Annotated in this window: 29 protein-coding genes; 5 read left to right on the top strand and 24 right to left on the bottom strand. The window is 63.3% G+C overall.

All coding sequences use genetic code 11. The features are described from left to right. Positions 1-113: 113 nt before the first annotated feature. The 5 genes from E4L98_RS12895 (at position 114) to E4L98_RS12875 (ending at position 9,157) form a co-directional block, all read left to right on the top strand. Positions 114-2,042: a S9 family peptidase gene (locus tag E4L98_RS12895; RefSeq protein ID WP_135201956.1), complete on the top strand. Its 1,929-nt coding sequence runs from the start codon at positions 114-116 to the stop codon at positions 2,040-2,042. Then, a complete protein-coding gene (locus E4L98_RS12890; protein WP_135201955.1) occupies positions 2,039-6,196 on the top strand; it encodes an SNF2-related protein in 4,158 nt (1,385 codons plus the stop codon). The genes E4L98_RS12895 and E4L98_RS12890 overlap by 4 nt, the downstream gene beginning before the upstream one ends. A 78-nt stretch (positions 6,197-6,274) precedes the next feature. After that, positions 6,275-6,727, top strand: a complete 453-nt coding sequence (locus tag E4L98_RS12885) for a CBS domain-containing protein (RefSeq protein WP_135201954.1) — start codon at positions 6,275-6,277, stop codon at positions 6,725-6,727. A 112-nt stretch (positions 6,728-6,839) separates the two neighbouring features. Next, positions 6,840-8,744: a DUF885 domain-containing protein gene (locus E4L98_RS12880; RefSeq protein ID WP_135201953.1), complete on the top strand. Its 1,905-nt coding sequence runs from the start codon at positions 6,840-6,842 to the stop codon at positions 8,742-8,744. A 95-nt stretch (positions 8,745-8,839) separates the two neighbouring features. Next, positions 8,840-9,157, top strand: a complete 318-nt coding sequence (locus E4L98_RS12875) for a CCDC90 family protein (RefSeq protein WP_135201952.1) — start codon at positions 8,840-8,842, stop codon at positions 9,155-9,157. A 12-nt stretch (positions 9,158-9,169) separates the two neighbouring features. Here the strand turns inward: E4L98_RS12875 and tatC are convergent, their stop codons facing one another. The 24 genes from tatC to E4L98_RS12755 all read right to left on the bottom strand — a co-directional run bounded on the left by tatC (position 9,170) and on the right by E4L98_RS12755 (position 26,069). Next, a complete protein-coding gene (tatC, locus tag E4L98_RS12870; RefSeq protein ID WP_135201951.1) occupies positions 9,170-9,925 on the bottom strand; it encodes a twin-arginine translocase subunit TatC in 756 nt (251 codons plus the stop codon). After that, a complete protein-coding gene (tatB, locus tag E4L98_RS12865; RefSeq protein ID WP_135201950.1) occupies positions 9,926-10,447 on the bottom strand; it encodes a Sec-independent protein translocase protein TatB in 522 nt (173 codons plus the stop codon). 28 nt (positions 10,448-10,475) lie between these two features. Next, entirely contained in the window at positions 10,476-10,685 is a 210-nt protein-coding gene (gene tatA, locus E4L98_RS12860) for a Sec-independent protein translocase subunit TatA (protein ID WP_135201960.1), read from the bottom strand. 116 nt (positions 10,686-10,801) lie between these two features. After that, positions 10,802-11,170, bottom strand: coding sequence for a histidine triad nucleotide-binding protein (locus tag E4L98_RS12855; protein WP_135201949.1), 369 nt, complete (start codon positions 11,168-11,170; stop codon positions 10,802-10,804). Positions 11,171-11,185: 15 nt separating this feature from the next. Beyond that, the gene (locus E4L98_RS12850) at positions 11,186-11,524 is read right to left on the bottom strand and encodes a phosphoribosyl-ATP diphosphatase (protein ID WP_135201948.1); all 339 of its coding nucleotides are present in this window, start codon (positions 11,522-11,524) and stop codon (positions 11,186-11,188) included. Further along, positions 11,521-11,946, bottom strand: coding sequence for a phosphoribosyl-AMP cyclohydrolase (hisI, locus tag E4L98_RS12845; protein ID WP_135201959.1), 426 nt, complete (start codon positions 11,944-11,946; stop codon positions 11,521-11,523). The genes E4L98_RS12850 and hisI overlap by 4 nt, the downstream gene beginning before the upstream one ends. 12 nt (positions 11,947-11,958) lie before the next feature. Next, on the bottom strand, positions 11,959-12,720 hold the full coding sequence (hisF, locus tag E4L98_RS12840) for an imidazole glycerol phosphate synthase subunit HisF (protein ID WP_135201947.1): 762 nt from the start codon (positions 12,718-12,720) through the stop codon (positions 11,959-11,961). Further along, positions 12,720-13,520, bottom strand: coding sequence for a 1-(5-phosphoribosyl)-5-[(5-phosphoribosylamino)methylideneamino]imidazole-4-carboxamide isomerase (gene hisA / locus E4L98_RS12835; RefSeq protein ID WP_135201946.1), 801 nt, complete (start codon positions 13,518-13,520; stop codon positions 12,720-12,722). The genes hisF and hisA overlap by 1 nt, the downstream gene beginning before the upstream one ends. A 31-nt stretch (positions 13,521-13,551) precedes the next feature. Beyond that, positions 13,552-14,190 (bottom strand): imidazole glycerol phosphate synthase subunit HisH, encoded by a 639-nt coding sequence (hisH, locus tag E4L98_RS12830; RefSeq protein ID WP_135201945.1) that lies wholly within the window; start codon positions 14,188-14,190, stop codon positions 13,552-13,554. Between the two features lie 10 nt (positions 14,191-14,200). Next, positions 14,201-14,791 carry an imidazoleglycerol-phosphate dehydratase HisB gene (hisB, locus tag E4L98_RS12825; RefSeq protein WP_090324507.1) on the bottom strand — a complete coding sequence of 197 codons (591 nt, stop codon included), beginning with the start codon at positions 14,789-14,791 and terminating at the stop codon, positions 14,201-14,203. Positions 14,792-14,809: 18 nt separating this feature from the next. After that, entirely contained in the window at positions 14,810-15,904 is a 1,095-nt protein-coding gene (gene hisC / locus E4L98_RS12820; protein ID WP_135201944.1) for a histidinol-phosphate transaminase, read from the bottom strand. A gap of 12 nt (positions 15,905-15,916) precedes the next feature. After that, the gene (locus E4L98_RS12815) at positions 15,917-16,732 is read right to left on the bottom strand and encodes a DNA-methyltransferase (protein ID WP_135201943.1); all 816 of its coding nucleotides are present in this window, start codon (positions 16,730-16,732) and stop codon (positions 15,917-15,919) included. Continuing rightward, a complete protein-coding gene (gene hisD / locus E4L98_RS12810; protein WP_371857214.1) occupies positions 16,729-18,045 on the bottom strand; it encodes a histidinol dehydrogenase in 1,317 nt (438 codons plus the stop codon). The genes E4L98_RS12815 and hisD overlap by 4 nt, the downstream gene beginning before the upstream one ends. Before the next feature lie 5 nt (positions 18,046-18,050). Then, complete coding sequence (hisG, locus tag E4L98_RS12805) at positions 18,051-18,716, bottom strand: ATP phosphoribosyltransferase (RefSeq protein WP_135201941.1); 666 nt, start codon at positions 18,714-18,716, stop codon at positions 18,051-18,053. 5 nt (positions 18,717-18,721) lie between these two features. Next, a complete protein-coding gene (gene murA, locus E4L98_RS12800; RefSeq protein ID WP_135201940.1) occupies positions 18,722-19,972 on the bottom strand; it encodes a UDP-N-acetylglucosamine 1-carboxyvinyltransferase in 1,251 nt (416 codons plus the stop codon). 2 nt (positions 19,973-19,974) lie between these two features. Beyond that, positions 19,975-20,211, bottom strand: a complete 237-nt coding sequence (locus tag E4L98_RS12795) for a BolA family protein (protein ID WP_135201939.1) — start codon at positions 20,209-20,211, stop codon at positions 19,975-19,977. A 32-nt stretch (positions 20,212-20,243) separates the two neighbouring features. Then, the gene (locus tag E4L98_RS12790) at positions 20,244-21,011 is read right to left on the bottom strand and encodes an ABC transporter permease (protein WP_135201938.1); all 768 of its coding nucleotides are present in this window, start codon (positions 21,009-21,011) and stop codon (positions 20,244-20,246) included. Then, positions 21,008-21,922, bottom strand: coding sequence for an ABC transporter ATP-binding protein (locus tag E4L98_RS12785; protein ID WP_135201937.1), 915 nt, complete (start codon positions 21,920-21,922; stop codon positions 21,008-21,010). The genes E4L98_RS12790 and E4L98_RS12785 overlap by 4 nt, the downstream gene beginning before the upstream one ends. A 154-nt stretch (positions 21,923-22,076) precedes the next feature. Continuing rightward, the gene (locus E4L98_RS12780; protein ID WP_135201936.1) at positions 22,077-22,502 is read right to left on the bottom strand and encodes an STAS domain-containing protein; all 426 of its coding nucleotides are present in this window, start codon (positions 22,500-22,502) and stop codon (positions 22,077-22,079) included. Positions 22,503-22,511: 9 nt separating this feature from the next. After that, positions 22,512-23,150: an MlaC/ttg2D family ABC transporter substrate-binding protein gene (locus E4L98_RS12775; RefSeq protein ID WP_135201935.1), complete on the bottom strand. Its 639-nt coding sequence runs from the start codon at positions 23,148-23,150 to the stop codon at positions 22,512-22,514. A gap of 33 nt (positions 23,151-23,183) precedes the next feature. Further along, positions 23,184-23,990, bottom strand: coding sequence for an MlaA family lipoprotein (locus E4L98_RS12770; protein ID WP_135201934.1), 807 nt, complete (start codon positions 23,988-23,990; stop codon positions 23,184-23,186). Next, positions 23,987-24,457 (bottom strand): outer membrane lipid asymmetry maintenance protein MlaD, encoded by a 471-nt coding sequence (gene mlaD, locus E4L98_RS12765; RefSeq protein WP_135201933.1) that lies wholly within the window; start codon positions 24,455-24,457, stop codon positions 23,987-23,989. Before mlaD ends, E4L98_RS12770 begins: the two co-directional genes overlap by 4 nt. Positions 24,458-24,483: 26 nt before the next feature. Further along, positions 24,484-25,269 (bottom strand): lipid asymmetry maintenance ABC transporter permease subunit MlaE, encoded by a 786-nt coding sequence (mlaE, locus tag E4L98_RS12760; RefSeq protein ID WP_135201932.1) that lies wholly within the window; start codon positions 25,267-25,269, stop codon positions 24,484-24,486. Beyond that, the gene (locus E4L98_RS12755; RefSeq protein WP_135201931.1) at positions 25,266-26,069 is read right to left on the bottom strand and encodes an ABC transporter ATP-binding protein; all 804 of its coding nucleotides are present in this window, start codon (positions 26,067-26,069) and stop codon (positions 25,266-25,268) included. The genes mlaE and E4L98_RS12755 overlap by 4 nt, the downstream gene beginning before the upstream one ends. Between the last annotated feature and the right edge of the window lie 93 nt (positions 26,070-26,162).

Raw genomic sequence — 26,162 nt, 5'->3', positions numbered from 1 at the left:
GTAGCGGCCGCTACGGCTGGGGCCGTGACGCAATGGAAGACCTGACCCCGGATTTTGCTGGAAGATTGGGCGAGGTTTCTCTATCATGCCATCACCCAACCACGGAGCCGCTTATGACTACCACTGTGACGCCCGCCATCGCCCCTTACGGCGCCTGGACTTCGACCATCAGCGCGGCGCGCGTGGCGGCCGGGGCGACGCCGTTGTCGTCGCTGCTGCTGGGCGGCGCCGATGGCTGCGATGTTTTCTGGCTGGCCGGCCGCGCCGCCGAGGCCGGACGCAATACCCTGCTGCGCGTGCACGGCGTGGCCACCGAAGAGCTGACGCCGGCGCCGTTCAATCTGCGCTCGCGCGTGCACGAGTACGGCGGCGGCGCCTATGCGGTCGATGGCGAAACCGTGTACTTCACGCATTTCAAGGATAACGTGGTCTACCGGCTGGATGCCTCGGCCGACGAACCCACGCCGCTGGCGCTCACGCAGCCGGGCAGGCAGCGCTTTGCCGATTTCGTGGTCGACCGCCCGCGCGCGCGCCTGATCGCGGTACGCGAGCAGCATGGCGACGATGAACACGCACAGCCGGTCAACACCCTGTGCGCCATCAGCCTGACCGACGGCACGGAGACGGTGCTGGCGCAGGGCGCCGACTTTTATTCTTCGCCGCGCCTGTCGCCGGACGGCCGCGCGCTGGCGTGGCTGAGCTGGGACCATCCACGCATGCCGTGGCAGGGCACGACGCTGTGGCTGGCCGCCATCAACGACAACGGCACGCTGGCCGCGCCAACCCGCATCGCCGGCGGCGCCGAGGAATCGATCTGCCAGCCCGAATGGTCGCCCGACGGCCTGCTGCATTTCGTCTCCGACCGCAGCGGCTGGTGGAATCTGTACCGCCTGTGCGCCGACCGTCAGCGCATCGAGGGCCTGTGCCCGATGGAAGCCGAATTCGCCGCGCCGCACTGGACCTTCGGTAATTCCATGTACGGCTTCCGCTCGGCCGCCGAAATCATCTGCACCTATATCGACAAGGGCGTCAGCCGCCTGGCGCGCCTGCTGCCGGGCAGCGGCAAGCTGGAAGCCATCGCCAATCCCTACGAGGAAATCCGCGAACTGCGCGTCGGCAAAGGCTATATCGCCATGCTGGCCGGCGGCCCGGCGATCCCGATGGAACTGGCGCGCATCGATTTCACCGAGGAGGGCGTGGAAATCCTGGCGCAGTCGATCGAGGACCTGCCCGACGAGGCGACGCTGTCCATCCCCACCAGCATCAGCTACCCGAGCGCCAACGGCCGCACCGCCCACGCCTTTTACTACCCGCCGCGCAATCCGGCTTTCCGGGCGCCGGAAGGCAGCAAGCCGCCGGTGATCGTCATCAGCCACGGCGGCCCGACCGGCATGACGGTCAACACGCTGAACCTGAAGACGCAGTACTGGACCAGCCGCGGCTTCGGCGTGCTCGATGTGAATTACGGCGGCAGCACGGGCTTCGGCCGCGCCTACCGCGATCTGCTCAAGGGACAGTGGGGCATCGTCGACGTGGAGGATTGCGTGGCCGGCGCGCAGGCGCTGGTGGAACGCGGCCTGGCCGATGGCGAACGCCTGATCATCCGCGGCGGCAGCGCCGGCGGCCTGACCACGCTGTGCGCGCTGACCTTCCACGATGTGTTCAAGGCCGGCGCCAGCTACTACGGCGTGTCCGACCTCAAAGGGCTGGACCAGGATTCGCACAAATTCGAATCGCATTACAATGAGTACCTGATCGCGCCGCAGCCGCAGGCCGACGCCATCTACCAGCAACGCTCGCCGATCAACCACACCGACAAGCTGTCGCGCCCCATGATCTTCTTCCAGGGCCTGGACGACAAGGTGGTGCCGCCGCAGCAATCCGAGATGATGGTCGATGCACTGAAACGGCGCGGCATCCCGGTCGACTACCTGCCGCTGGAAGGCGAAGGCCACGGCTTCCGCAAGGCCGAAAACATCATCCGCACGCTGGAGGCGGAGCTCGATTTCTATCAACGCATTTTTAGCCTGAACCACGCATGACCGATCCCAAGCTGCTCGCCGAATTCGACGCGCTGCCCTTCAATGAAAAAATGATCCTTGCCCTGCTCGCCCTGATCGGCGAGCCTGTCGGGCGGGCCTTGATCCTCGATCTGCTGAAACTGGCGCGCATCGAATACGATGAAGACGGCCATTTCTATTCCGTCTCCACGCTCGATGACGCGCTGCGCAAGCTGGAACGGCTGGCCTTCGTCAGCGTGGTGACGGGCCGCGGCTTCACCTGTAACCAGAAGCTGCGCTGGCCGGCGATCCGCGCCTCGATCGGCACCCACGCGCTGGACGACCTGTACCACGCCTACGACGAGCTGGTGCCGCTGCGCCAGACCTGGAACAGCCTGGAACCGCGCAGCTACCGCGCCGGCATGGCGCGCCTGCGCATGGGCCTTCTGCGCGGCCATACGCCGCAGGCGATCCAGCCTATCCTGGCCTTCTGCCTGGGCAGCTACGAGGCGGCGCAACTGCACCCGATTGTCGACATCTTCGGCCGTCCGTTCGAGCCGGGCATGATCGCGCTGGTGCACCCGCTGCTGCAGGACGATGTGCTGACGGTGCTGCTGCAAAACGCCCAGCACGAGCCGCCGACCGCGCCGGTGCTGCGTGAATACTGCGAAATGCATATGCAGCGCCGTCGCGACGAGATCAGCCCCGAGCTGCGGATGGCACTGGCCGAAGACGCGCTGCTGGGCGGTCGTCTCGACGAAGCCAAGCGCTATCTCGAAAAGACCATCGGTGCGCAAAGCCAGTACCTGGCCAGCACCCAGGTGCTGCTGCGCGGTGCCGCCAGCGCCGCCATCGTCGGCTTCGACGTCGCGCTGAAAACCCTGCGCCGCGACACCGGCAAGCGCAAGCAGCTGTTCAGCGGCATGGGTGCGCACCTGTATTTGCTGTCGGCGCTACGCAGCGGCGATCCCAAACACCTGAAATCGGCGGAAGCCTATCTGGACATCGCGGTCCGGCAACCTAAAAATTACGACAGTTCGATTTATCAGCAGATCGATATGCTGCGCCAGATCCGTGCCGGCGTGATGCAGGTCGACGCGGTGGCGTCGCTGGCGTGGGAGCCGGCCCTGTTGACGCAGATGTTCCAGTTCCTGCTGTACTTCTGGCTATCGATGCCGCAGCTGCAGGAGCGCAAGGAGCAGTTGCAGGAACTGGTGCAGAGCGCCGAACGCGCCGGTTACCTGTTCATCGCCGGCCAGGCCGCCGCGCTGCTGGGCCAACTCGGCGACAGCGACATGCAGACGCACGCGCAGGCGCTGCGCGCGCGTCTCGGTTTCCCCGATCTCACCACCTGGTTCGAGCGGCAGGAAGGCTGGCAGCGCCAGCTCACGGCCCTGATCAACCTGCAGCAGGGCGCCGCACCCGAGGCGGCGGGCAACTCGCGGCTGGCGTGGCTGCTGACCTACGATCACCGCTACGGCCTGACCGACGTCGCGCCAGTCGAGCAGAAGCGCGATGCGCGCGGCCTGTGGAGCAAGGGCCGCGCAGTGGGCCTGAAACGCCTGCGCTTCGAGACCGAGCAATTCGACTTCCTGACGCCGCAGGACATCCGCGCCTCCGAGGCGATCACGGTGGCGCACCGCGGCTACCAGTCCAGTGGCCTGACTTACGAAATCGATCCGCAGCGCGCCGCGCCGGCACTGATCGGCCATCCGCTGCTGTTCTGGTCCGACGCGCCCGACATGCGCGTGGAGATGCTGGCCGGCGAGCCTGAGCTGCTGATCAAAAAAAGTCCCGGCAATCTGGAACTGCGCCTCAAGCCGCCCATCCCCGACGACAACGCCGCGGTGGTGATCAGCAAGGAGACGCCGAGCCGCCTGCGGGTGGTGAACATCCTCGAAGAACACCGCCGTATCGCCGCCATCGTCGGCGACGCGCTGAATGTGCCGGCGCACGCGGAGCAGCAGGTGCTGTCGGCCATCAGCGCCATCTCGTCGCTGGTGACGGTGCAGTCGGACATCGGCGGCGCCGCGCCGGACATGGAGCAGATGGATGCGGACATGCGCCTGCATATCCACCTGCTGCCCTACCAGCACGGCCTGAAGATGCAGATCCTGGTGCGCCCGCTGGTCAACGGCGCCTACTACAAGCCCGGCGACGGCGCCGACAGCGTGATCGCCGAGATCGGCGGCAAGCCGGTGCAGGCACGTCGCAAATTGATCGACGAACGCGACGCCGAGCGCGATCTGATCGCCAAATGCGAAGTACTGCAATCGGCCGAACAGGAACACGGCGAATGGCTGCTGGGCCAACCGGCGCTGTGCCTGCAGTTGCTGGTGGAACTGCAAGCGCTGGACCCGGCCAGCCTCGTCATCGCCTGGCCGGAAGGCGAAAGCTTCCGTGTCACCAGCAAGGTGGAAACCAAGCAGCTGCGCCTGGCCATCAAGAGCAACAAGGACTGGTTTGCCGCCAGCGGCGAACTGCAGGTCGAGGAAGGCAAGATCATCGACCTGCGCACGCTGCTGCAGATGATGGAAAAGAGCCACGGCCGCTTCGTCGAGCTGGGCGAGAACCGCTACATGGCGCTGACCGAGGAACTCTACCGTCGCCTGCAGGAAGTGCAGGCCTACGGTGAATTAACCGCCGACGGCGTGCGCCTGCATCCGCTGGCGTCGTTCGCGCTGGAGGAACTGGCCAGCGACATCGGCGGCCTGAAGTCGGACAAGCTGTGGAAGGAACATCTGGCGCGCATGCGGGAGCAGGCCGCGTTCGCGCCCGAATTGCCGTCGACGCTGCAGGCCGAGCTGCGCGACTACCAGGTCGAAGGCTACAACTGGCTGTCGCGACTCGCGCACTGGGGTGTGGGCGCCTGTCTGGCCGACGACATGGGCCTCGGCAAAACCCTGCAGGCACTGGCCGTCGTGCTGGCGCGCGCGCCGCAAGGCCCGTCGCTGGTGATCGCGCCGACCTCGGTGTGCATGAACTGGATGAGCGAGGCGGCGCGCTTCGCGCCGACACTCAACGTGCAGCTGTTCGGTAGCGGCGATCGCGCCGGGATGCTGGCCAACCTGCATGCCTACGACGTGGTGGTGGTCAGCTACGGCCTGCTGCAACTGGAGTCGGAGCTGTTCGCCAAGGTACCGTGGAACACCATCGTGCTGGATGAGGCGCAGGCGATCAAGAACGCCGCCACCAAGCGCTCGGCCGCGGTGATGGCATTGAACGGCCAGTTCCGCATGGCCGTCACCGGCACGCCGCTGGAAAACCATCTGGGCGAGCTGTGGAACCTGTTCCGCTTCATCAATCCCGGCCTGCTGGGCACCATCGAGCAGTTCAACCTGCGCTTCGCCGCGCCGATCGAGAAGGCGCAGAACCACCGCGCCGAACTCGGTGCGCGCCAGCGCCTGCGCCGCCTGATACAGCCGTTCATCCTGCGCCGCACCAAGTCGCAGGTGCTGACCGAGCTGCCATCGCGCACCGAGATCACGCTGGAAGTCGACTTGTCGGCCGACGAGAAGGCGCTGTACGAATCGCTGCGCCGCGCCGCGCTGGAAAACCTGGAAAAGGCCGAAGGCCCGGCGGAGAAGAAGTCGATCCAGATCCTGGCCGAGATCATGAAGCTGCGCCGGGTCTGCTGCAATCCGAACCTGATCGCGCCGGAGCTGCAACTGGAGAGCAGCAAGCTGGCCGCCTTTGCCGAGCTGCTGGCGAACCTGCTCGACAACAAGCACAAGGTGCTGGTGTTCAGCCAGTTCGTCGATCACCTGGCGCTGATCCGTGCGCACCTCGATGCGCAGGAGATCAGCTACCAGTACCTCGACGGCTCCACCTCCATGGCCGACCGCAAGAAGCGCGTGGATGCCTTCCAGGCCGGCGCGGGCGACGTCTTCCTCATCAGCCTCAAGGCCGGCGGAGTCGGCATCAACCTGACGGCGGCCGACTACGTGATCCACATGGACCCATGGTGGAACCCGGCGGTGGAAGACCAGGCCTCGGACCGCGCGCACCGCATGGGACAACTGCGGCCGGTGACCATCTACCGTCTGGTGGCGCGCCACACCATCGAGGAAGGCATCGTCGACCTGCACCAGCACAAGCGCGACCTGGCCGACAGCCTGCTCGAGGGCAGCGACGTCAGCGGCCGCATGTCGGCCTCGGAAATGCTGGCGATGCTGCAGGAGGGCTTGAAAAAGTAGCTTGAAGTTTGCCGTCCCTGTCCCACCTAAGGCTGAATGCGGCGCCATTTCGGTGCAGCTCAACAGGAGGAGACAGCCATGAAGACCATCGCAGAAGTGATGAGCCGGGACGCGGTCAACGTCACCAGCGACGACAACATCCGCAGGGCGGCGGAACTGATGAAAGACCTCGACATCGGCGCCCTGCCGGTAACTGAAAACGGCCGCGTGATCGGCATGATCACCGACCGCGACATCACCATCCGCGCCACCGCCGAAGGACGCGGACCGGAAGATACGCTGGTCACCGCCGTGATGAGCGCGGACATCTGCCAGTGCTACGAAGACCAGACCCTGGACGAGGTGATGGACGACATGCGCGTGGCGCAGGTGCGTCGCATCCCGGTGGTCTCGCGCGACGCCCACACCCTGATCGGCATCGTCGCCATCGCCGACCTGACCCAGTCCGACGCCGACGACCGCGAAACCGCCCAGACCTTGCGCGAGATTTCCGCGCCCGTGCCGGCCGGGCAGGAAGCCACCCGAATGTAGTTTAAGGAAAACAAATATTTCTGTAATTGCCATTGTTTTGTCTTGTATCGGGCGCTCTCAAGCGCGCAGATTAGTGATAATCTCTGCCGCTTCAGATACAAGGTTGCATACGATGATCAAGACCAAACTCGCACTGGCTGCGCTGATGGCGGCCCTGGCCGCTGCGCCGGTCGGCGCCGCGACGCACCACCACAAGGCCGCGCCCGCCAAAAAGAGCGGCGGCAAGTCCAGCCCTTCCGGCAAGGGCAAAAGCAGCAGCAAATCGTCCAGAACCACGGCCAAGGGCAAAGGCAGGAACGTCGCCAAGGCCGCCGCCGTGCCGGCGCTGAAGCTGGCGGCGCCGGAACGCCGCCAGGACCGCCAGTTCGACGCCCTCAGCAATCAATTCCTCAACGCGCTGTGGCGCATCGATTCGGAAAGCGCGATCTACGCCGGCAAGTACGACACCGCCGCCACCCTGACCGTGTTCGACAAGGCCGAGCAGCAGAAGGAACTGGCCTTTATTGACGACTGGAAAGGCCGTCTGGCCGCCATCAACGCCAGCCAGCTGTCGGCCAAGCAGCGCACCGACCTCGGCCTGCTGATGAACAAGCTGGACGGCGACCGCTTCCGCCTGACCACCCTGCGCGAGTGGGAATGGAATCCGGCCAGCTACAACGTGGCCGGGCCGATCGACCTGATTTTGAATACCGAATACGCGGCGCAGCCGCAGCGCCTGCGCACCCTGCTCAAGCGCATCGCCAGCATCCCCGCCTACTACGAGGCGGCGCGCAACAATATCGTCAATCCCACCCGCGAACATACGCGCCTGGCCATTGCCCAGGCGCCCGGCATCCAGCATCTGCTGACCGAGGTCGACAAGGTGGCGCAGGCGTCCATCCTGACGCCGGTGGAGAAGCAGCTGTACACCCAGCGCATCAACGCCGCGCTGACCGCCATCGACGGTTATGTCGCCTTCCTGACCGAGATGGACAAGCTGATGGACACCAAGGGCCGCCGCACCTTCCGTCTGGGCAAGGAACTGTATGAGCAGAAGTTCGCCTATGACATCCAGTCGGGCAGCACGGCCGAGCAGACCTACCAGAAGGCGCTGGCCGCGCGCGAGGAACTGCTGGCCAACATGGACAAGCTGTCCGACGAGCTGTGGGACAAGACCATGGGCGGCACCGCCAAGCCGAGCGACCGCTTCGCCAAGATCGGCATGGTGATCGACAAGCTGTCCGAGCGCCACGTGGCGCGCGAGGATTTCGTCACCGAGATCAAGCGCCAGATTCCCACCCTGCAGGACTGGGTGATCAGTCACGACCTGCTGACGCTCGATCCGAAGAAACCGCTGGAAGTGCGCGCGACGCCGGCCTACGCCGCCGGCGTGGCCGGCGCCAGCATCGATGCGCCGGGGCCGTATCGTCCGCAGGACCGCACCTTTTATAACGTGACGCCGCTCGACGGCGCCACGCCGGAAGCGGCCGAGAGCAGCCTGCGCGAGTACAACTACTGGATACTGCAGATCCTCAACATTCACGAGGCGATCCCGGGCCACTATGCGCAACTGGTGTACGCCAACCGCTCGCCGTCGATCGTGAAATCGATCTTCGGCAATGGCGCGATGGTGGAGGGCTGGGCCGTCTACGGCGAGCGCATGATGCTGGAATCGGGCTACGGCGACAACGCGCCGGAAATGTGGCTGATGTACTCGAAGTGGAACCTGCGCAGCGTGACCAACACCATCCTCGACTACAGCGTGCACGTGCTGGGCATGACGGAAGAACAGGCCATGGACCTGCTGACCCGCCAGGCGTTCCAGACGCGCAGCGAGGCGGTGGAGAAGTGGCACCGGGTGCAGGTGTCGTCGGTGCAGCTGACCAGCTATTTCAGCGGCTACAGCGAGATCATGGAACTGCGCGAGCAGCGCAAGCAGCAACTCGGCGCCAGGTTCAACCTGAAGGAATTCAACGAGCAATTCCTCAGCTACGGCAGCGCGCCGGTACGCGTGATCAAGGGCTTGATGACCCAGTGATCTGCGCCAGCGCAAACTGATGGGCATGTGATTCGATACGATGGGGAATGGCCGATGCATTGGCCGTTTCTGCTACGATCAAATCGGGAGGTAACATGACCATGCCCATCAAGTTCGACACGCTGGAATACGCGAAGAAACTCATTGCCGCAGGCGTGCCGCAAACGCAAGCCGAGGCGCAGTCTCAGGCATTACAGGAAGCGCTGATTGAAGGCACGGTGACGCCGGGCGACTTGCTCATGCTTAAGACCGACATGATTGCCCGAATAGAAATGCTCAAGCAAGGCCAGGACATGCTGAAGCTGGATGTCGAGGCCTTAAAGCACAAGTTGACCTGGCTGGCTGGATCGTTTTTTTTCCTGCACGCGGTCGAGATCGGCGCGCTGGCTCACATCATCGGCCGGCTGCCGTAGCCGGCCTCGGCATCAGGCTTTTTCTTCCGGCGCCGTCGACAGGCGCACGAACATCGGGGCCACCAGCAGACCCAGTTCAAACAGCAGACACATCGGGATCGCCAGCGAGAACATGCTGACCGCATCGGGCGGGGTGACGATGGCCGCCACCACGAACGCGCCCACCACCGCATACGGCCGGATCTCCTTCAGCTTGGCCACGCTCACCAGGCCCATGCGCACCAGGATCACCACCACCACCGGCACCTCGAACGCCGCGCCAAACGCCAGGCACATCGACATCACGAAGTCCAGGTAGTTCTCGATATCGGGCGTGACCGCGATCGAGGTCGGCGAGAATTCGGCGATGAAATGGAACACCCGGCCGAACACCAGGAAATAGCAGAACGCCACCCCGGCCATGAACAGTACCGAGGATGAAATCACCAGCGGCGCGATCAGCCGCTTCTCGTGCGCGTACAGGCCCGGCGCGACAAATGCCCACAGTTGGTACAGCACCCACGGCAAGGCCAGGATGATGGCGATCACCAGCGTCACCTTCATCGGCACCAGGAACGGCGACACCACGCCGGTGGCGATCATCTTCGAGCCCACCGGCAGCGAGGCGATCATCGGCTCGGCAATGATGTCGTAGATGCGCGACGGCCCCGGCCACAACATCAGGCCGATACACATGATCGCGACGCCGATCGCTGCCTTGACCAGGCGGTCGCGCAGTTCGATCAGGTGAGAGATAAAGGTCTCTTCGCCCTGGTTAGGTGTACTCATCTAGTAAAAAGAGCTGTTGGTGGGACCGCGCGGACGGAAGCGCGCCACCCGCGCCGCGCCCGACGTCACGTGCTGCCTGCCGCCATGGCGCTGTTTGTACCAGTTCGGGATGGCCGAGTTGCGCACCAGCTTCTTGCGGCGGAACTCGCGCGCCTTGCGCGCCAGGTCGTCGGTGGTGACGCTGCTGAACGGCGCGCCGTACGTGCCGTGATCGTACGACGGGGATGTTTCGTCGGTACTGCCGTGGAAAGCGCTTTCCACCTCGGCCATGTTCTGCGAAATCGAATTTTCCACTTCGGACTTGATGTTCTGCGCCGCGTCCTGCACTTCCTTCTGCAGATTGCGCAGCTCTTCCATCTCGATTTCGCGCGTGACCTCGGACTTCACCTCGTTCAGGTAACGCTGGGCGCGGCCGTACAGGGTCCCGGCCATGCGCGCCACCTTGGGCAGCTTTTCAGGACCGATGACGATCAGCGCGACCACGCCGATGATGCCGAGTTTGGTAAGACCGAGATCGATCATAAGGCGATTTCAGCCGGCGAAGACCGGCTTACTTCTTCTCTTTGGTATCGACGTCGATGGTGCTTGGCGTGGCGGCCGGTGCGGCCGGCTTGTCTTCGTCGGCACCCTTCACGCCATCCTTGAAACCCTTGACGGCCTTGCCGATGTCCGAGCCCACGTTACCCAGTTTTTTGGTGCCGAAGATCAAAATCACGACGACCAGCAAAATTGCCCAGTGAATCCAGCTAGTAGAACCCATCATCTTCCCCTTACAAGGCGTCTTGCGCCCAGATTAAATCCGTTGTTTCCGAGAACCGCTGCGACAGTATACGCGAAGCGCCGTCTCAGATGTAAATATGGCCGGCCGGCCCCAATTCAACGCTCGATGCGCCAGGGATGCGGACCGCCGATCACATGCAGGTGTAAATGGTACACCTCCTGACCGCCATCCGGCCCACTGTTAATCAGCGTCTTGAAACCGCCACCCGGCTTGCCATCCGCATCATAGCGGACCGCGCAGCCGGCTTCCTCTGCCAGACGGGGTGCCAGCGCCAGCATTTTACCCAGCAGCGCGGGCTCGGCGCCGGCGTCCTGCAACGTCGAGAAATGTTTCTTCGGGATCAGCAGCAGGTGCACGGGCGCATGCGGGTGGATGTCCTTGAAGGCCAGCACGTCGTCATCCTCGTACACGGCGGTCGAAGGGATTTTCTTTTCGGCTATTTTGCAAAAGATGCAGTTATCCACGCGGACTCCGTCGGGTTATTCTTTACGGGAAGCTTTTTCCTCGATGCCGGACACGCCCTCGCGGCGCGCCAGCTCATCGAGCACCTGCTGCGGCTTCAGATCGAACTGGGCCAGCAGCACCAGCGTATGGAACCACAAGTCGGCCACTTCGTACAGCACCTTGCCGCTATCGCCACCGGCGCGCGCATCCTTGGCGGCCATCACGGTCTCGGTGGCTTCCTCGCCGATCTTTTTCAGGATCGCGTCGTCGCCCTTGGCGAACAGCTTGGCGGTGTACGACGCGAGGGGGTCGCCGCCGTTGGCGGGCTTGCGCGATTCGATCACGTCCGCCAGTCGGTCCAGGATGGTGCTCATTTGCCGTCCTTGTAGATGTCGGCCGGGTCTTTCAGCACCGGGTCGGTGTTCTGCCAGTCGCCTTCCTGGGCGTCGCCCTCGAATTTCTGGAAGAAGCACGAGTGGCGGCCGGTATGGCAGGCGATGCCGCCGGCCTGCTCGATCTTCAGCAGCACCACGTCCTCATCGCAGTCGAGGCGGATTTCCAGCACCTTCTGCGTGTGGCCAGACTCCTCGCCCTTGTGCCACAGCTTCTTGCGCGAACGGCTCCAATACACGGCTTCGCCCAGCTCGACCGTCTTGGCCAGCGCCTCGCGGTTCATCCAGGCAAACATCAGCACATCGTTGCTGCCCGCTTCCTGGGCGATCACCGGCACCAAGCCGTGCTCGTCCCACTTGATTTTCTTCAGCCACGCTGCCTTGGGCTGGATAGGGGTATTCATCATGCTGTTCTCTTAAACCAGGCGCATCGGGATGCCCTGCTGCGCCATGAAGCGCTTGGCTTCCTGTACCGTGTGTTGACCATAATGGAAGATGCTGGCCGCCAGCACCGCATCGGCCTTGCCCAGCTTGACGCCGTCGGCCAGGTCCTGCAGGCCGCCGACGCCGCCGGAAGCGATCACCGGGATGTTGACGGCATCCGACACGCCGCGCGTCAGGCCGAGGTCGAAGCCGGACTTGGTGCCGTCCTTGTCCATGCTGGTCAGCAGGATTTCGCCGGCGCCCAGCTGTTCCATTTTCTTCGCCCATTCGATGGCGTCGATGCCGGTCGCCTTGCGGCCGCCGTGGGTGAACACTTCCCACTTGCCGGGCGACGTCTGCTTGGCGTCGATCGCCACCACGATGCACTGCGAGCCGTGCTTCTGCGAGGCGTCGTACACCAGCTGCGGATTCGACACGGCGGACGAGTTCATGCTGACCTTGTCGGCGCCGGCGTTCAGCAGGCGGCGCACGTCGGCCACTTCGCGCACGCCGCCGCCCACGGTCAGCGGAATGAACACCTGCGAGGCCACCGCCTCGATGATGTCGAGGATCAGGCCGCGGTTGTCGCTGGTGGCGGTGATGTCGAGGAAGGTCAGCTCGTCGGCGCCCTGCTCATCGTAGCGGCGCGCGATTTCCACCGGGTCGCCGGCATCGCGCAGCTCGGTGAAGTTGACGCCTTTGACGACGCGGCCATCGGTCACGTCCAGGCAGGGGATGATGCGTTTGGCGAGCATTATTCGTCTTCTTCCTCGATCACGCCGTTGACAAATTCGCCGCTGAGTTCATCGGCGCGTTCCTGCGCCGAGGCCAGGTCGATGGTGCCTTCGTAGATCGAACGGCCGCAGATCACACCCTCGATGCCCTCGTCCTGCACCGCGCACAGCGCTTCCACGTCGGCCAGGTTGTGCAGGCCGCCCGAGGCGATCACCGGAATCTTCACCGCCTGCGCCAGCTTGACGGTGGCGTCGATATTCACGCCGCCCATCATGCCGTCGCGGCCGATGTCGGTGTAGATGATAGCTTCCACGCCATAGGCCTCGAATTTCTTGGCCAGGTCGATCACCTCGTGGCCGGACATCTTGCTCCAGCCATCGGTGGCCACCTTGCCGTCCTTGGCGTCCAGGCCGACGATGATGTGGCCGGGGAAGGCGCCGCAGGCGTCGTGCAGGAAGCCCGGCTCCTTGACCGCGGCGGTGCCGATGATCACGTAGGTGATGCCGGCGTCCAGGTAACGTTCGATGGTGTCGAGGTCGCGGATACCGCCGCCCAGCTGCACCGGAATCTCGTCCAGATCGTTCTCTTCGGCGTAATCCTGCACCGTCTGCAGAATCGCGCGGATGGCCGCCTCATTCTTCGGCTTGCCGGCAAAGGCGCCGTTCAAGTCCACCAGGTGCAGGCGGCGCGCGCCCTGTTTCAGCCAATGCAGGGCCATCTCGGCCGGATCTTCGGAAAATACGGTAGCGAGTTCCATATCGCCCTGTTTGAGGCGAACACAATGACCGTCTTTGAGGTCGATGGCAGGAATGAGCAGCATGATGGTTTGAGTTAAAAATTAAAAAAGAAAATCAGGGATTCCAGTGGACGAAATTCTTGTACAACTGCAGTCCGGCCGCGGCGCTTTTCTCCGGGTGGAACTGGGTCGCGAAAATATTATCACGCGCCACGGCACAGGCGAACGGTGCGCCATACACAGTCTGCCCAACGGTATGGGCCGATTGCTCAGGCTGGGCGAAATAACTGTGCACGAAGTAGAAATAGGCGTTGTCCGGAATCTCCTGCCACATCGGATGAGACGCCGTTTGCCGGACTTGGTTCCAGCCCATCTGCGGGACTTTGAAGCGCGAGCCGTCTTCCTGCGTTTGACCATCCAGCTGGAAGCGCACCACCTTGCCGGGCAACAGGCCCAGGCCGGCGGCATTGCCTTCCTCGCTGACATCAAACAGCATTTGCTCGCCGATGCACACTCCCATAAGGGGTTTGTTTTTCGACGCCGCGATCAGCGCGTCCTGCACGCCCGACTCGCGCAGGCTGCGCATGCAGTCCGGCATGGCGCCCTGGCCCGGCAGCACGATGCGGTCGGCACTGTCGATATCGGCCACTACGCCGGAAATCAGCACCTCGGCTTCCGGCGCCACGGCGCGCAGCGCCTGCGCGACCGAGCGCAGATTACCCATGCCGTAATCAACTACTACGATTTTTTTCATGATGGATGTTTTACAGGCTACCCTTGGTCGACGGAATGGTGCCGGCGGCGCGCGGGTCCAGCTCGGACGCCATGCGCAGCGCGCGGCCGAAGGCCTTGAACACGGTTTCGCACTGGTGGTGGGCGTTGGTGCCGCGCAGGTTATCGATGTGCAGCGTCACCAGCGCGTGGTTGACGAAGCCGCGGAAGAATTCCAGCGTCAGGTCGACGTCGAAGGTGCCGATCATGGCGCGGGTGAACGGGATGTGGTACTCGATGCCCGGACGACCGGAAAAGTCCAGCACCACGCGCGACAGCGCCTCGTCCAGCGGCACGTAGGAATGGCCGTAACGGACGATGCCCTTGCGGTCGCCGATGGCCTTGGCCACCGCCATGCCGAGCGTGATGCCGACGTCTTCCACCGTGTGGTGATTGTCGATGTGGATGTCGCCGGTGGCTTCGACATCGAGGTCGAACAAGCCGTGGCGGGCGATCTGGTCCAGCATATGGTCGAGGAAAGGCACGCCGGTGTTCAGTTTCTGCTTGCCGGTGCCGTCCAGGTTGATGGAAACGCGGACTTGCGTCTCGTTGGTATTGCGGATGATTTCTGCGGTGCGGTTCATGAAAAGCTCGCGATGGTCTCAGGCTGCCAGCGATGCGGCGAAAGCATCGAGGAAGGCGGAATTTTCTTCCGGGGTGCTGACGGTGATGCGTAAACAATTGGCCAGTACACTGTGCATTTTACTCACATTTTTAATTAAAACCTTGTGAGAAAGGAGTTTCGCGTGGGCATCGTCGGAATTCGGCACCCGAATCAGGATAAAATTCGCCGCCGACGGGAAGACTTCCACGCCCGGCATACGGGCCAATGCAGCCATCAGATCGGCGCGTGCGGCGCGCAACGCGGCGGCCTGCTGGTTCAGCACCTCCACGTGGTCGAGCGCGAATTCGGCCGCCACCTGCGTCAATACGTTGATGTTGTAAGGAGGCCGCACTTTGTCGAATTCCGCCAGCAATTGCGGCGCCGCCGACATGTAGCCGAGCCGGATGCCGGCCAGGCCGAGCTTGGACACGGTGCGCATCACCACCAGATTCGGAAATTCAGGCAGGCGATGCATAAACGTCTGCTGGGCGAACGGCTCGTAGGCCTCGTCCACGACGGCCAGGCCGAAACCATCCAGCGCGCGGATGATGGCGACGATATCGTCTTCCGCGAACAGGTTGCCGGTCGGGTTGTTGGGATACGAAAGGAACACCAGCGCCGGCTTGTGTTCCTGGATCGCGGCCAGCATGGCCGGCAGATCGAGCGTCAGGTCGGCCTTCAGCGGTACGCCGACGTAATCCATGCCGGCGAATTGCGCCGAGCGCTGGTACATCACGAACGACGGCGTCGGCGCCACCACCACCGCGCGGCGGTCCTGCATGGCGCAGGCCATGCACAGGATCGAAATCAGCTCGTCCGAGCCGTTGCCGAGAATGACCTCGTAACCGGCCGGCACGCCCAGCTTGTCCTGGATGCGCCGCTTGATGCTGGCATAGGAAGCCACCGGATAGCGGTTCAGCGCCACGTCGGCCAGCCGCTGCGCCAGGTCCTCCCGCAGATGATGCGGCAGGTGGTAAGGGTTCTCCATCGCATCCAGTTTGATAAAACCACTCGCATCGGCAACGTGATAGCTTGCTACGGCTCGTACGTCGGGACGGATGGTGCTGTTTACCAGCAGGTCGATGGGGGACATCTTACGGGGCTCCTATGAGTTGACTAAACTTCGGGGTTTCTTGGGTTTTTTGACGGGCGGCGGCGGCTCGGGCGCCTCCAGCGCCGCCAGGCGCGCGTTGATGATGGCGCAGTATTCCGGATTCAGCTCGAAGCCGACATAGTTGCGGCCATGCCGTTTGGCGGCGATGGCGGTGGTGCCGCTGCCCATGAACAAATCGAGTACCACGCCGTCCGGCGGGCAGGATGCCTTGACCATGCGTTCGATGATCTCCAGCGGCTTCTGGGTAGGATGGTCGGCGCGTTCCGGATGCTCGCGGTGCAGGCGCGACACGCTCCACAGGTCTTTCGGGTTGTAGCCCACTTCCAGCCACTTGGCGCCGACGAAGATCGAGCGCGAGCGGGCCTTCTTGGTCTCGGCGTCATACGGTATGCGCACCGCGTCCAGGTCGAAATAGTAATCCTTGCGGCGCACGAAGAAACCGATGGTGTCGTGCACCGACGAGTAACTGCGCACGCTGCCGCCCATGGATGGCACGCGGCGGTCCCAGATGATCTCGTTCATCATGGTCATGCGCTGTTTCAGCATGACGAAGATCTCCGGCGAAAAACGCCAGGTCAGGAAGATGTACAGGCTGCCGTTGGGTTTCAGCTTGGGCAGGGCGGCGTCGATCCACTGCTCGGTCCAGCGCAGGTAGGCATCCACCGTCTGCTGGTCAGAGGCATTGCCGTAGTCCTTGCCCAGGTTGTAGGGCGGATCGGTGAGTATCAGGTCGATGGAACCATCCGGGATGCGCGCCAGGCCGGCCAGCGCATCCTCACAGAAGACCTGATTGAGCCACGCCGTCATTTCAGGCGCAGCTCCGCGCTGCGGGCGTGCGCCTGCAGACCTTCGCCGTAGGCCAGTTCGGCCGCCACCTTGCCCAGCGTTTGCGCGCCGGCTTCGCTGACCATGATCACCGACGAGCGTTTCTGGAAGTCGTAGACGCCCAGCGGCGACGAGAAGCGCGCCGTGCGCGAGGTCGGCAGGACGTGATTGGGACCGCAGCAGTAATCGCCCAGCGACTCGGACGAGAAGCGGCCGAGGAACATGGCGCCGGCGTGGCGGATCTTGTCGGCCCATTGCTGCGGCTCGACGGCGGAGATTTCCAGGTGCTCGGCGGCGATGCTGTTGGCGATGGCGCAGGCTTCGTCCATGTCGCGCACCTTGATCAGCGCACCGCGGTCGCCCAGCGAGATCTTGATGACTTCCTGGCGCGGCATGGTCGGCAGCAGCTTTTCGATGCTGGCCTCCACCCTGGCGATGTAGTCGGCGTCGGGGCACAGCAGGATGGCTTGCGCCAGTTCGTCGTGCTCGGCCTGCGAGAACAGGTCCATCGCCACCCAGTCAGGATCGGTGCTGCCGTCGCAGACGATCAGGATTTCCGACGGACCGGCGATCATGTCGATGCCGACCACGCCGAACACGCGGCGCTTGGCGGCCGCCACGTAGGCGTTGCCGGGGCCGACGATCTTGTCGACCGGCTGGATGGTTGCGGTGCCGTAGGCCAGCGCGGCCACGGCCTGCGCGCCGCCGATGGTGATCACGCGCGTCACGCCGGCAATCGCGGCGGCGGCCAGCACCATCTGGTTCTTCACGCCGTCCGGGGTCGGCACCACCATGATGATTTCGCCGACGCCGGCCACGTGGGCCGGAATCGCGTTCATCAGCACCGACGACGGATAGGCGGCCTTGCCGCCCGGGACGTAGATGCCGACGCGGTCGAGCGGCGTCACGCGCTGGCCCAGCACCGTACCGTCAGGCTCGGTGTAGCTGAAGCCGTTCAACTCCTGCTTCTGGCGTTCGTGGAAGGCGCGGATGCGCTGCGCCGCCACTTCCAGCGCGGCGCGCTGCTTTTCCGGGATCGCGGCCAGCGCGGCCCGCAGTTCATCCTGCGAGACTTCCAGCGCGGCCATGCTGGCGGCGGCGCCGCTCGGTCCGTTCTGCAGGCGGTCGAACTTGTTGGTGTATTCGAGGACCGCGGCGTCGCCGCGTTTCCTGACGTCGGCCAGGATGGCGGAGACGGCGCTTTCGATGGCGTCGTCGGTGCTGGCTTCGAACGCCAGCAGGGTGTCCAGGCGCTGCTTGAAATCGGCCTGGCTGGAATCGAGCTTGGTGATCATGGTGTTCACTTGTTGGAGGCGCGTTCGAATGCTTCGATGATCGGTTGCAGGCGCTCGCGTTTCAGCTTCAGCGCGGCCTGATTCACGATCAGGCGCGACGAAATATCCATGATGGCCTCGACCTCTTTCAGGTCGTTGGCGCGCAGCGTGCCGCCGGTGCTGACCACGTCGACGATGGCGTCCGACAGGCCGACCAGCGGCGCCAGCTCCATCGAGCCGTACAGCTTGATCAGATCGACGTGCACGCCCTTCTCGGCGAAGTGCTCGCGCGCGGTCTGCACGAACTTGGTGGCCACGCGCAGGCGCGCGCCCTGGCGCACCGCGGTCTCGTAATCGAAGCCGTTGCGCACCGCCACCGACATGCGGCACTCGGCGATGTGCAGGTCGATCGGCTGGTACAGGCCTTCGCCGCCGTGCTCCAGCAGCACATCCTTGCCGGCCACGCCGAAGTCCGCCGCGCCATGCTGCACATAGGTCGGCACGTCGGTGGCGCGCACGATCAGCACGCGCACGTTGGGGTCGTTGGTCGGCAGGATCAGCTTGCGCGAGGTCTCGGGGTTTTCGGTGACGGTGATGCCGGCTGCTTCCAGCAGCGGCAGGGTGTCTTCGAAAATGCGGCCCTTCGACAGCGCAAGAATCAGCTGCTGGGAGTCGGCTTGGAATGCACTCATGATGGTTACTTGATACGCTGGATGTTGGCGCCTACGGCGGAGAGTTTGACTTCCATCTGATCGTAGCCGCGGTCCAGGTGATAGATGCGGTCGACCAGCGTTTCACCGCGCGCAGCCAGGCCGGCGATCACCAGCGAAGCGGATGCACGCAGGTCGGTGGCCATCACGGGCGCACCGACCAGCTGTTCCACGCCTTTGATAAAGGCGGTGTTGCCATCGGTTTCGATTTGCGCGCCCAGGCGGTTCATCTCCTGGACGTGCATGAAGCGGTTTTCAAAAATGGTTTCCGTCACGCGGCTGGCGCCGTCGGCGATGGTGTTCACCGCCATGAACTGCGCCTGCATGTCGGTCGGGAAGCCCGGGTATTCGGTGGTGCGGAAGGTGACCGGCGCCGGACGCTTGTTCATCTGCGCGCGGATCCAGTTGTCGCCGATGGTCAGCTCGACGCCGATCTCGCGCAGCTTGTCCAGCGCCGCATCCATGATGTCGGTGCGGGTATTGCGGATGGTGATGTCGCCACCGGCGGCGGCCACCGCGCACAGGAAGGTCGCCGCTTCAATGCGGTCCGAGATCACGGCGTGCTTGGCGCCATGCAGCTCGCTCACGCCCTGGATCACCAGGCGGTTGGTGCCGATGCCGGTGATTTTCGCGCCCATGGCCACCAGCAGGTTGGCCAGGTCGGTCACTTCCGGCTCGCAGGCGGCGTTTTCCAGCACGGTCTCGCCTTCGGCCAGGGTGGCGGCCATCAGCAGGTTTTCGGTGCCGGTCACGGTGATCATGTCGGTGACGATGCGCGCGCCTTTCAGCTTGGCGCACTTGGCGTAGATGTAGCCGGCTTCGATGGTGATCTCGGCGCCCATCGCCTGCAGACCCTTGATGTGCTGGTCCACCGGACGCGAACCGATATTGCAGCCGCCCGGCAGCGAAACCTTGGCGGTGCCGAAGCGCGCCAGCAGGGGGCCGAGCACCAGGATCGACGCGCGCATGGTTTTCACCAGCTCATACGGCGCCTCGGTCTTGTCGATGGCGCTGCCGTTCAGCGTGACCTTGTCGCCGTCCTGCAGCACTTTCAGACCGGTCTGGCCCAACAGCTTGAGGATGGTTTTCACGTCGTGCAGATTGGGCACGTTGCTCAGTTCGACGTCGCTGGAAGTCAGCAGACCGGCGCACAGGATGGGCAGGGCGGCGTTCTTGGCGCCGGAGATGGTGATGTCGCCGTTCAGGCGGTTGCCGCCCTGGATCAGAAGCTTGTCCATGCTTATCCTTGGTATTCGTCAGGGGTGAGGGTTTTCATCGACAGGGCGTGGATTTCTTCGCGCATACGGTCGCCCAGCGCGGCGTACACCAGCTGGTGGCGCTGGATCGGGCGCTTGCCGGCGAACGCCGGCGAGACGATGACGGCCTGGAAGTGCTGGCCGTCGCCTTCCACCTCGAGGTGGGTGCATTCGAGACCGGCCTTGATATAGCCGTAGATGAGTTCAGGGGTGGTGACCATGGTGTAAATCCTTAGAATTAATGACGCAGACCTTAGTGACGTAAACGATAGCCGCTGCGCAGCAGACGAATCGCCAGGAACGCCAGCACGACGAGGAAGGCCAGCACAATGGCCACGCTCAGCAGCGGATTGACGTCGGACTGGCCGAAGAAGCCGTAACGGAAGCCGTCGATCATGTAGAAGAACGGGTTCAGATGCGATACCGCCTGCCATACCGGCGGCAGCGAGTGGATCGAGTAGAACACGCCGGCCAGGAAGGTCAGCGGCACGATCAGGAAGTTCTGGAACGCGGCCAGCTGGTCGAATTTCTCGGCCCAGATGCCGGCGATCAGGCCCATGGTGCCGAGGATGGCGGCGCCCAGCAGCGCGAACACGACGATCCACAGCGGCGCCGCGAACGACAGGTGGGCGAACCACGCCGTCACCACGAACACGCCGAAACCGACCACGATGCCGCGCACCATGGCGGCGATCACGTAGGCCGAGAAGATTTCCCAGTGCGACAAAGGGGTCAGCAGCACGAACACCAGGTTGCCGGTGATCTTGGACTGGATCAGCGAGGACGAGGAATTGGCGAAGGAATTCTGCAGCACGCTCATCATCACCAGGCCCGGGATCAGGAACGAGGTGTAGTTGACGTCCTGGTAGACGGTGACGCGGCCTTCCAGCACGTGGCCGAAGATCAGCAGATACAGCATGGCGGTCAGGATCGGCGCGCCGATGGTCTGGGTGGCGACTTTCCAGAAACGCAGGGTCTCCTTGTAGACCAGGGTGCGGAAGCCGGCGGAGAGGAAGTTCATACGGTACCTTTTTCCATGATCTGGATGAAGATGTCTTCCAGATCCGCTTGTTGCAATTGCATTTCGTCGACCACGGCGCCCGACAGACGCAGGCGCGCCAGGATCTGTTCGACTTCAGCGTATTCGTTGATGCGCAGGCTGTACTTCTTGCCGTGCTCGGAAGTTTCCGGGTGCGTGATCAGGTGGCGCAGATCGTCCGGCAAATCGCCGTGGGTCAGGTTGACGATCAGCTGCGAACCGGAGATGCGGCGCAGCAGCGAGGCCATGCTGTCCAGCGCGACGATCTTGCCGGTCCTGAGCATGGCCACGCGCTTGCACATGGCCTGCGCTTCTTCCAGATAGTGGGTGGTCAGCACCACGGTGTGGCCTTCGCGGTTCAGGCGCGAGATGAATTTCCACAGCGTCTGGCGCAGTTCGACGTCGACGCCGGCGGTCGGCTCGTCGAGCACGATCACGGGCGGCTTGTGCACCAGCGCCTGCGCCACCAGCACGCGGCGCTTCATGCCGCCGGACAGGGCGCGCATGTTGGTGTCGGCCTTGTTGGTCAGGTCGAGGTTGTGCATCACCTCGTCGATCCAGGCGTCGTTGTTCTTCAGGCCGAAGTAGCCCGACTGCAGGCGCAGCGTCTCGCGCACCGTGAAGAACGGGTCGAACACCAGTTCCTGCGGCACCACGCCCAGCTTCTTGCGCGCGGCGCGGAATTCGCTGACCACGTCGTGGCCGTGGATCTTGACCGAGCCGGCGTCCGGGCGGTTCAGGCCGGCGATGATGGAAATCAGGGTGGTCTTGCCAGCGCCGTTGGGGCCGAGCAGACCGAAGAATTCGCCCTCTTCGATCGAGAGCGATACGCCGCCTAGCGCCTGCAGCGATTTGTAGCGCTTCTCTACATTGCTAATTTGGATTGCTGTCATTATTGACTTATCTGTAAGTTGCGGCGGCTGCGCCGTCGCATGGGAGGATGCGGGGCGCCACGGCTCTGAGGCTGCGGCAACGTTCAATTATATTGGAATTTTGATCCGGCTGAGCCGGACCGGGATTTACTGCAGGCGGAGGAGAGGGCGGAGGTCAATGATGATGGTGGGAGGCCGTGTCGCCTTCCACCTGGGTCTTCCTGCTGAAGACCGATTCCGGCGCTTTCACCGGCGAGAATTCTTCGTGCGCCGGGTTGGCGGCGGGGGCGCCGCAACCCTGGTCCAGCTTGACGTCGGTGGGGAACAGCAGCGAGCACACGCCGTACAGACGGGTCAGGCTCTGCAGCGCCGGCGGCAGGTTTTTCAGTTCCAGCTTGACGCCGGCTTCCTGCGCGGCGCGCTGCCACGACAGCATCACCGACACCGCCACCGAATCCACCGTCAACACATGGCGCAGGTCGAACACGGTCTGGCCGGCCTTGAGGGCGGCATAACCGCGCTCCAGCGCCGCGGAGGCGTTGAGCACGGTCAGGGACGTGAGCGACTGCAGGTTGTCGATGGGTTCGGTAACGGCGTTCATGGCGCTATTTTACTTCTTCGGATTGGTGTTCAGCGGTTTGCTGGCCAGTTTTTTGTTTTTCTCAGCCAGGGCCTTGATCAGACCGTCCATGCCGCCCTTCGAGATTTCCGACGCAAAGGTGCCCTTGTAGGTCTCGACCAGCCACGCGCCCAGCACGTTAATGTCGTAGATCTTCCAGCCCTGCGCGGTCTTTTCGACGCGGTAGTTCAGCGGCACCGGCTCGCCGCGCGGCATGTTGACCATCGAACGCACTTCCACTTCGGTATCGCTCGGATCGGCGCGCAGCGGCTTGAAGTCGATGGTCTGGTCCTTCACCTGCGACAGCGCGCCCGAATAGGTGAACACCAGCAGCGTACGGAACTGCTCGGTCAGCTGTTTTTGCTGATCGGACGAGGCATCACGCCAGAAACGGCCGGCCGCCAGCGAAGTCATGCGCTGGAAATCGACATACGGCAGGATCTTGTTTTCCACCAGGTCCATGACTTTCTTGGTGTCGCCGGCCTGGATCGCCTTGTCATTCTTGGCGGTATTGATCACATCGTCGCTGATGCGCTTGACCAGCACGTCAGGCGCTTCCTGCGCCGATGCGACGCCGGTGAAAGCCAGCGAAACAGTTGCCAAAGCAATAAATTTTTTAATGAAGTTCATCAGTATCTGCCTCTCGGAGTTGTTCTTCGGATCTTACTGGCTGTCTGGTTTAGCAGCCGGTGTGCCGGAGTTTAACTCTTTTGGGGCCGATTCGGATGACACCGGTGCGGAAGTTTCCGCGCCGTCATCTTTTTTAGGCTTGGCGGCAGCGCCGTCGCCGTCCGGATGGATCTGGCTTTCGCGGCGCTGCAGATAGCCGTCGCGCAGGAATTCGTAGCGGTCCAGGGCGGCGTCTTCCAGCAGGCTGGAGGCGTCCAGCAGATTGGCGCGGGTATCGATCACGCGGATACCGGTGCCGATGTTGCGCACATTGGTCGGGTCCTTGTAGCGCCAGATGTCGCCGACGATGTCGGCCGGCAGCGCCACGGTGTCGCGCACGGTCGACGGCCCCAGCAGCGGCAGCACCAGGTAGGGGCCGGATTCCACGCCCCACACGCCCAGGGTCTGGCCGAAGTCTTCCTTGTGCTTCTGCAGGCCGGCTTCGGAGGCGATGTCGAACAGGCCGAGGATACCCAGCGTCGAGTTCAGCGCGAAGCGGCTGACGTCCGACATGCCTTCCTCGCCCTTGCCTTGCAGCAGGTTATTCACGGCGGTCCAGGCATCGGCCAGGTTGCCGAAGAAGTTGTTCACGCCGGTCTGCACGAACGACGGCAGCACGTCCTTGTAGACGGTGGCCACCGGTTTCAGGGCATAGGTATCGACCGTATCGTTGAAACTGAACATGGCGCGGTTGTAGCTTTCGTACGGATCGCGCGGATTCGGACCGGCGCAGCCGGCCAGCATGGCAGTGACGCCCAGCGCCAGCGCGGCTTGACGGAGGTGTTTCAGGGTACGGGTCATTTATTGTCCTTTCCTTCTGCAGCCTTGCTGTAGATAAACTGATTGATCAGGTCTTCCAGAACGGCAGCCGATTGGGTGCGGGCGATCTTGCCGCCCTCAGCCAGATTGATGGTATCGCCGCCGGCTTCGATGCCGACGTATTGTTCGCCCAGCAGGCCAGCGGTGAGAATCTTGGCCGAGCTGTCTTTTGGGAATTTGTAACCTTCTTCCATGTTCAAGGTTACCAGCGCCTGATAACTCTTGTCATCAAACTTGATCTCTCCCACACGGCCTACCACCACGCCGGCGGCCTTCACCGGCGCCTGCGGACGCAGGCTGCCGATATTGTCGAACTTGGCGGTGATGGTGTAGGTCTTGGCGAACGACAGCGAGCCCATGTTGCCGGCCTTGAGCGCCAGGAACATCAGCGCGGCCACGCCGACGACGATGAACAGACCGACCCAGACATCCAGAGATTTGCGTTGCATATTCTTATTCCTCAATTCTTAATCTTTTATTTGCTGAACATCAGCGCCGTCATCATGAAGTCCAGCCACCAGATCATCAGCGATGAAATCACGACCGTGCGCGTGGTGGCGCGCGCCACGTCCTCCGGCGTCGGCTGCGCCTCGTAGCCCTGGTACAGGGCGATGAAGGTGATGGCGATGCCGAACACCACGCTCTTGGCGAAGCCGTTGTAGATATCTTTCCAGATATCCACACCCGCCTGCATCTGCGACCAGAAGGCGCCGTCATCGACACCGATCAGCTTGACGCCGACCAGCCAGCCGCCCAGCACGCCCACGGCGCTGAACACCGAGGCCAGCAGCGGCACCGCGATCACGCCGGCCCAGAAACGCGGCGCCAGCACGCGCTGGATCGGGTTGACCGCCATCATTTCCATCGCCGACAACTGCTCGCCGGCCTTCATCAGGCCGATTTCCGCGGTCAACGAAGTGCCGGCGCGACCGGCGAACAGCAGGGCGGTGATCACCGGTCCCAGTTCGCGCGTCAGGCCCAGGGCCACCAGCAGACCCAGCGACTGCTCGGCGCCGTATTTGTTGAGCGTGTAATAACCCTGCAGGCCCAGCACCATACCGACGAACAGGCCGGACAGGGTGATGATCAGCATCGAGTAATTGCCGATGAAATGCAGCTGCTCGACCAGCAGGCGCGGCCGCTTCAGCAGGCCCGGCGACAGCCCCAGCATGGTGGCGAAGGTGCGCGCGCCGTAGCCGGTGCTTTCCACATAATCGCGCAGGCCTGCGCCCAGCCGCGACAACCAGTTCTTGACAGTCATACTTGTACTCCCAGGCCCAGATCGTCGGCCAGGGACTTGCCTGGATAGTGGAACGGCACCGGGCCGTCCGCTTCCGCGTTGACGAACTGCTTCACATACGGGTCGGTGGACACCATCATCTCGGCCGGCGTGCCGTGCGCGACGATTTTGCCCTGCGACAGGAAATAAACATAGTCGGCGATGGCGAAGCTTTCCTTGACGTCGTGCGACACCAGGATGGTGGTCGAACCCAGCGCCGTGTTGAGGTTACGGATCAGGTTGGCGGTGACGCCCATCGAGATCGGGTCGAGGCCGGCGAACGGCTCGTCGTACATGATCAGTTCCGGGTCCAGCGCGATCGAACGCGCCAGCGCCACGCGGCGCGCCATGCCGCCCGAGATTTCGGCCGGCTTCAGCCTGGCGGCGTTGCGCAGGCCCACCGCCTGCAGCTTCATCAGCACCAGGTTGCGGATCAGTTCTTCCGTCAGATCGGTATGCTCGCGCAGCGGGAAGGCGACATTCTCGAACACCGTCAGATCGGTGAACAGCGCGCCATGCTGGAACAGCATGCCCATCTTGCGGCGCAGCAGGTACAGGCCGGCGGTATTCAGCTTGTGGACCACCTGGCCCTGCACCTTGACGTGGCCCTTCTGCGGACGCAGCTGGCCGCCGATCAGGCGCAATACCGTGGTCTTGCCGCTGCCCGAACCACCCATGATGGCCACCACCTTTCCTTTCGGAAAGTCCATATTCAGGCCGGTCAGGATAGCCCGCTTGCCATATGTGAAGTGTAGATCGCGGATTTCGACGAGATTAGGCACGACTGAGCTCATTATTTTTTAATGCCGTATTGTAGTGCAGAAAGGTCAATCTCTGCAGAAGGCACACTGGCAGGCACGATAACGTAGTAGATA

It is taken from the genome of Duganella callida (genome assembly GCF_004614165.1).
Lineage (GTDB): Bacteria > Pseudomonadota > Gammaproteobacteria > Burkholderiales > Burkholderiaceae_D > Rugamonas > Rugamonas callida.
This window is presented reverse-complemented; position numbering and strand designations above follow the sequence as displayed.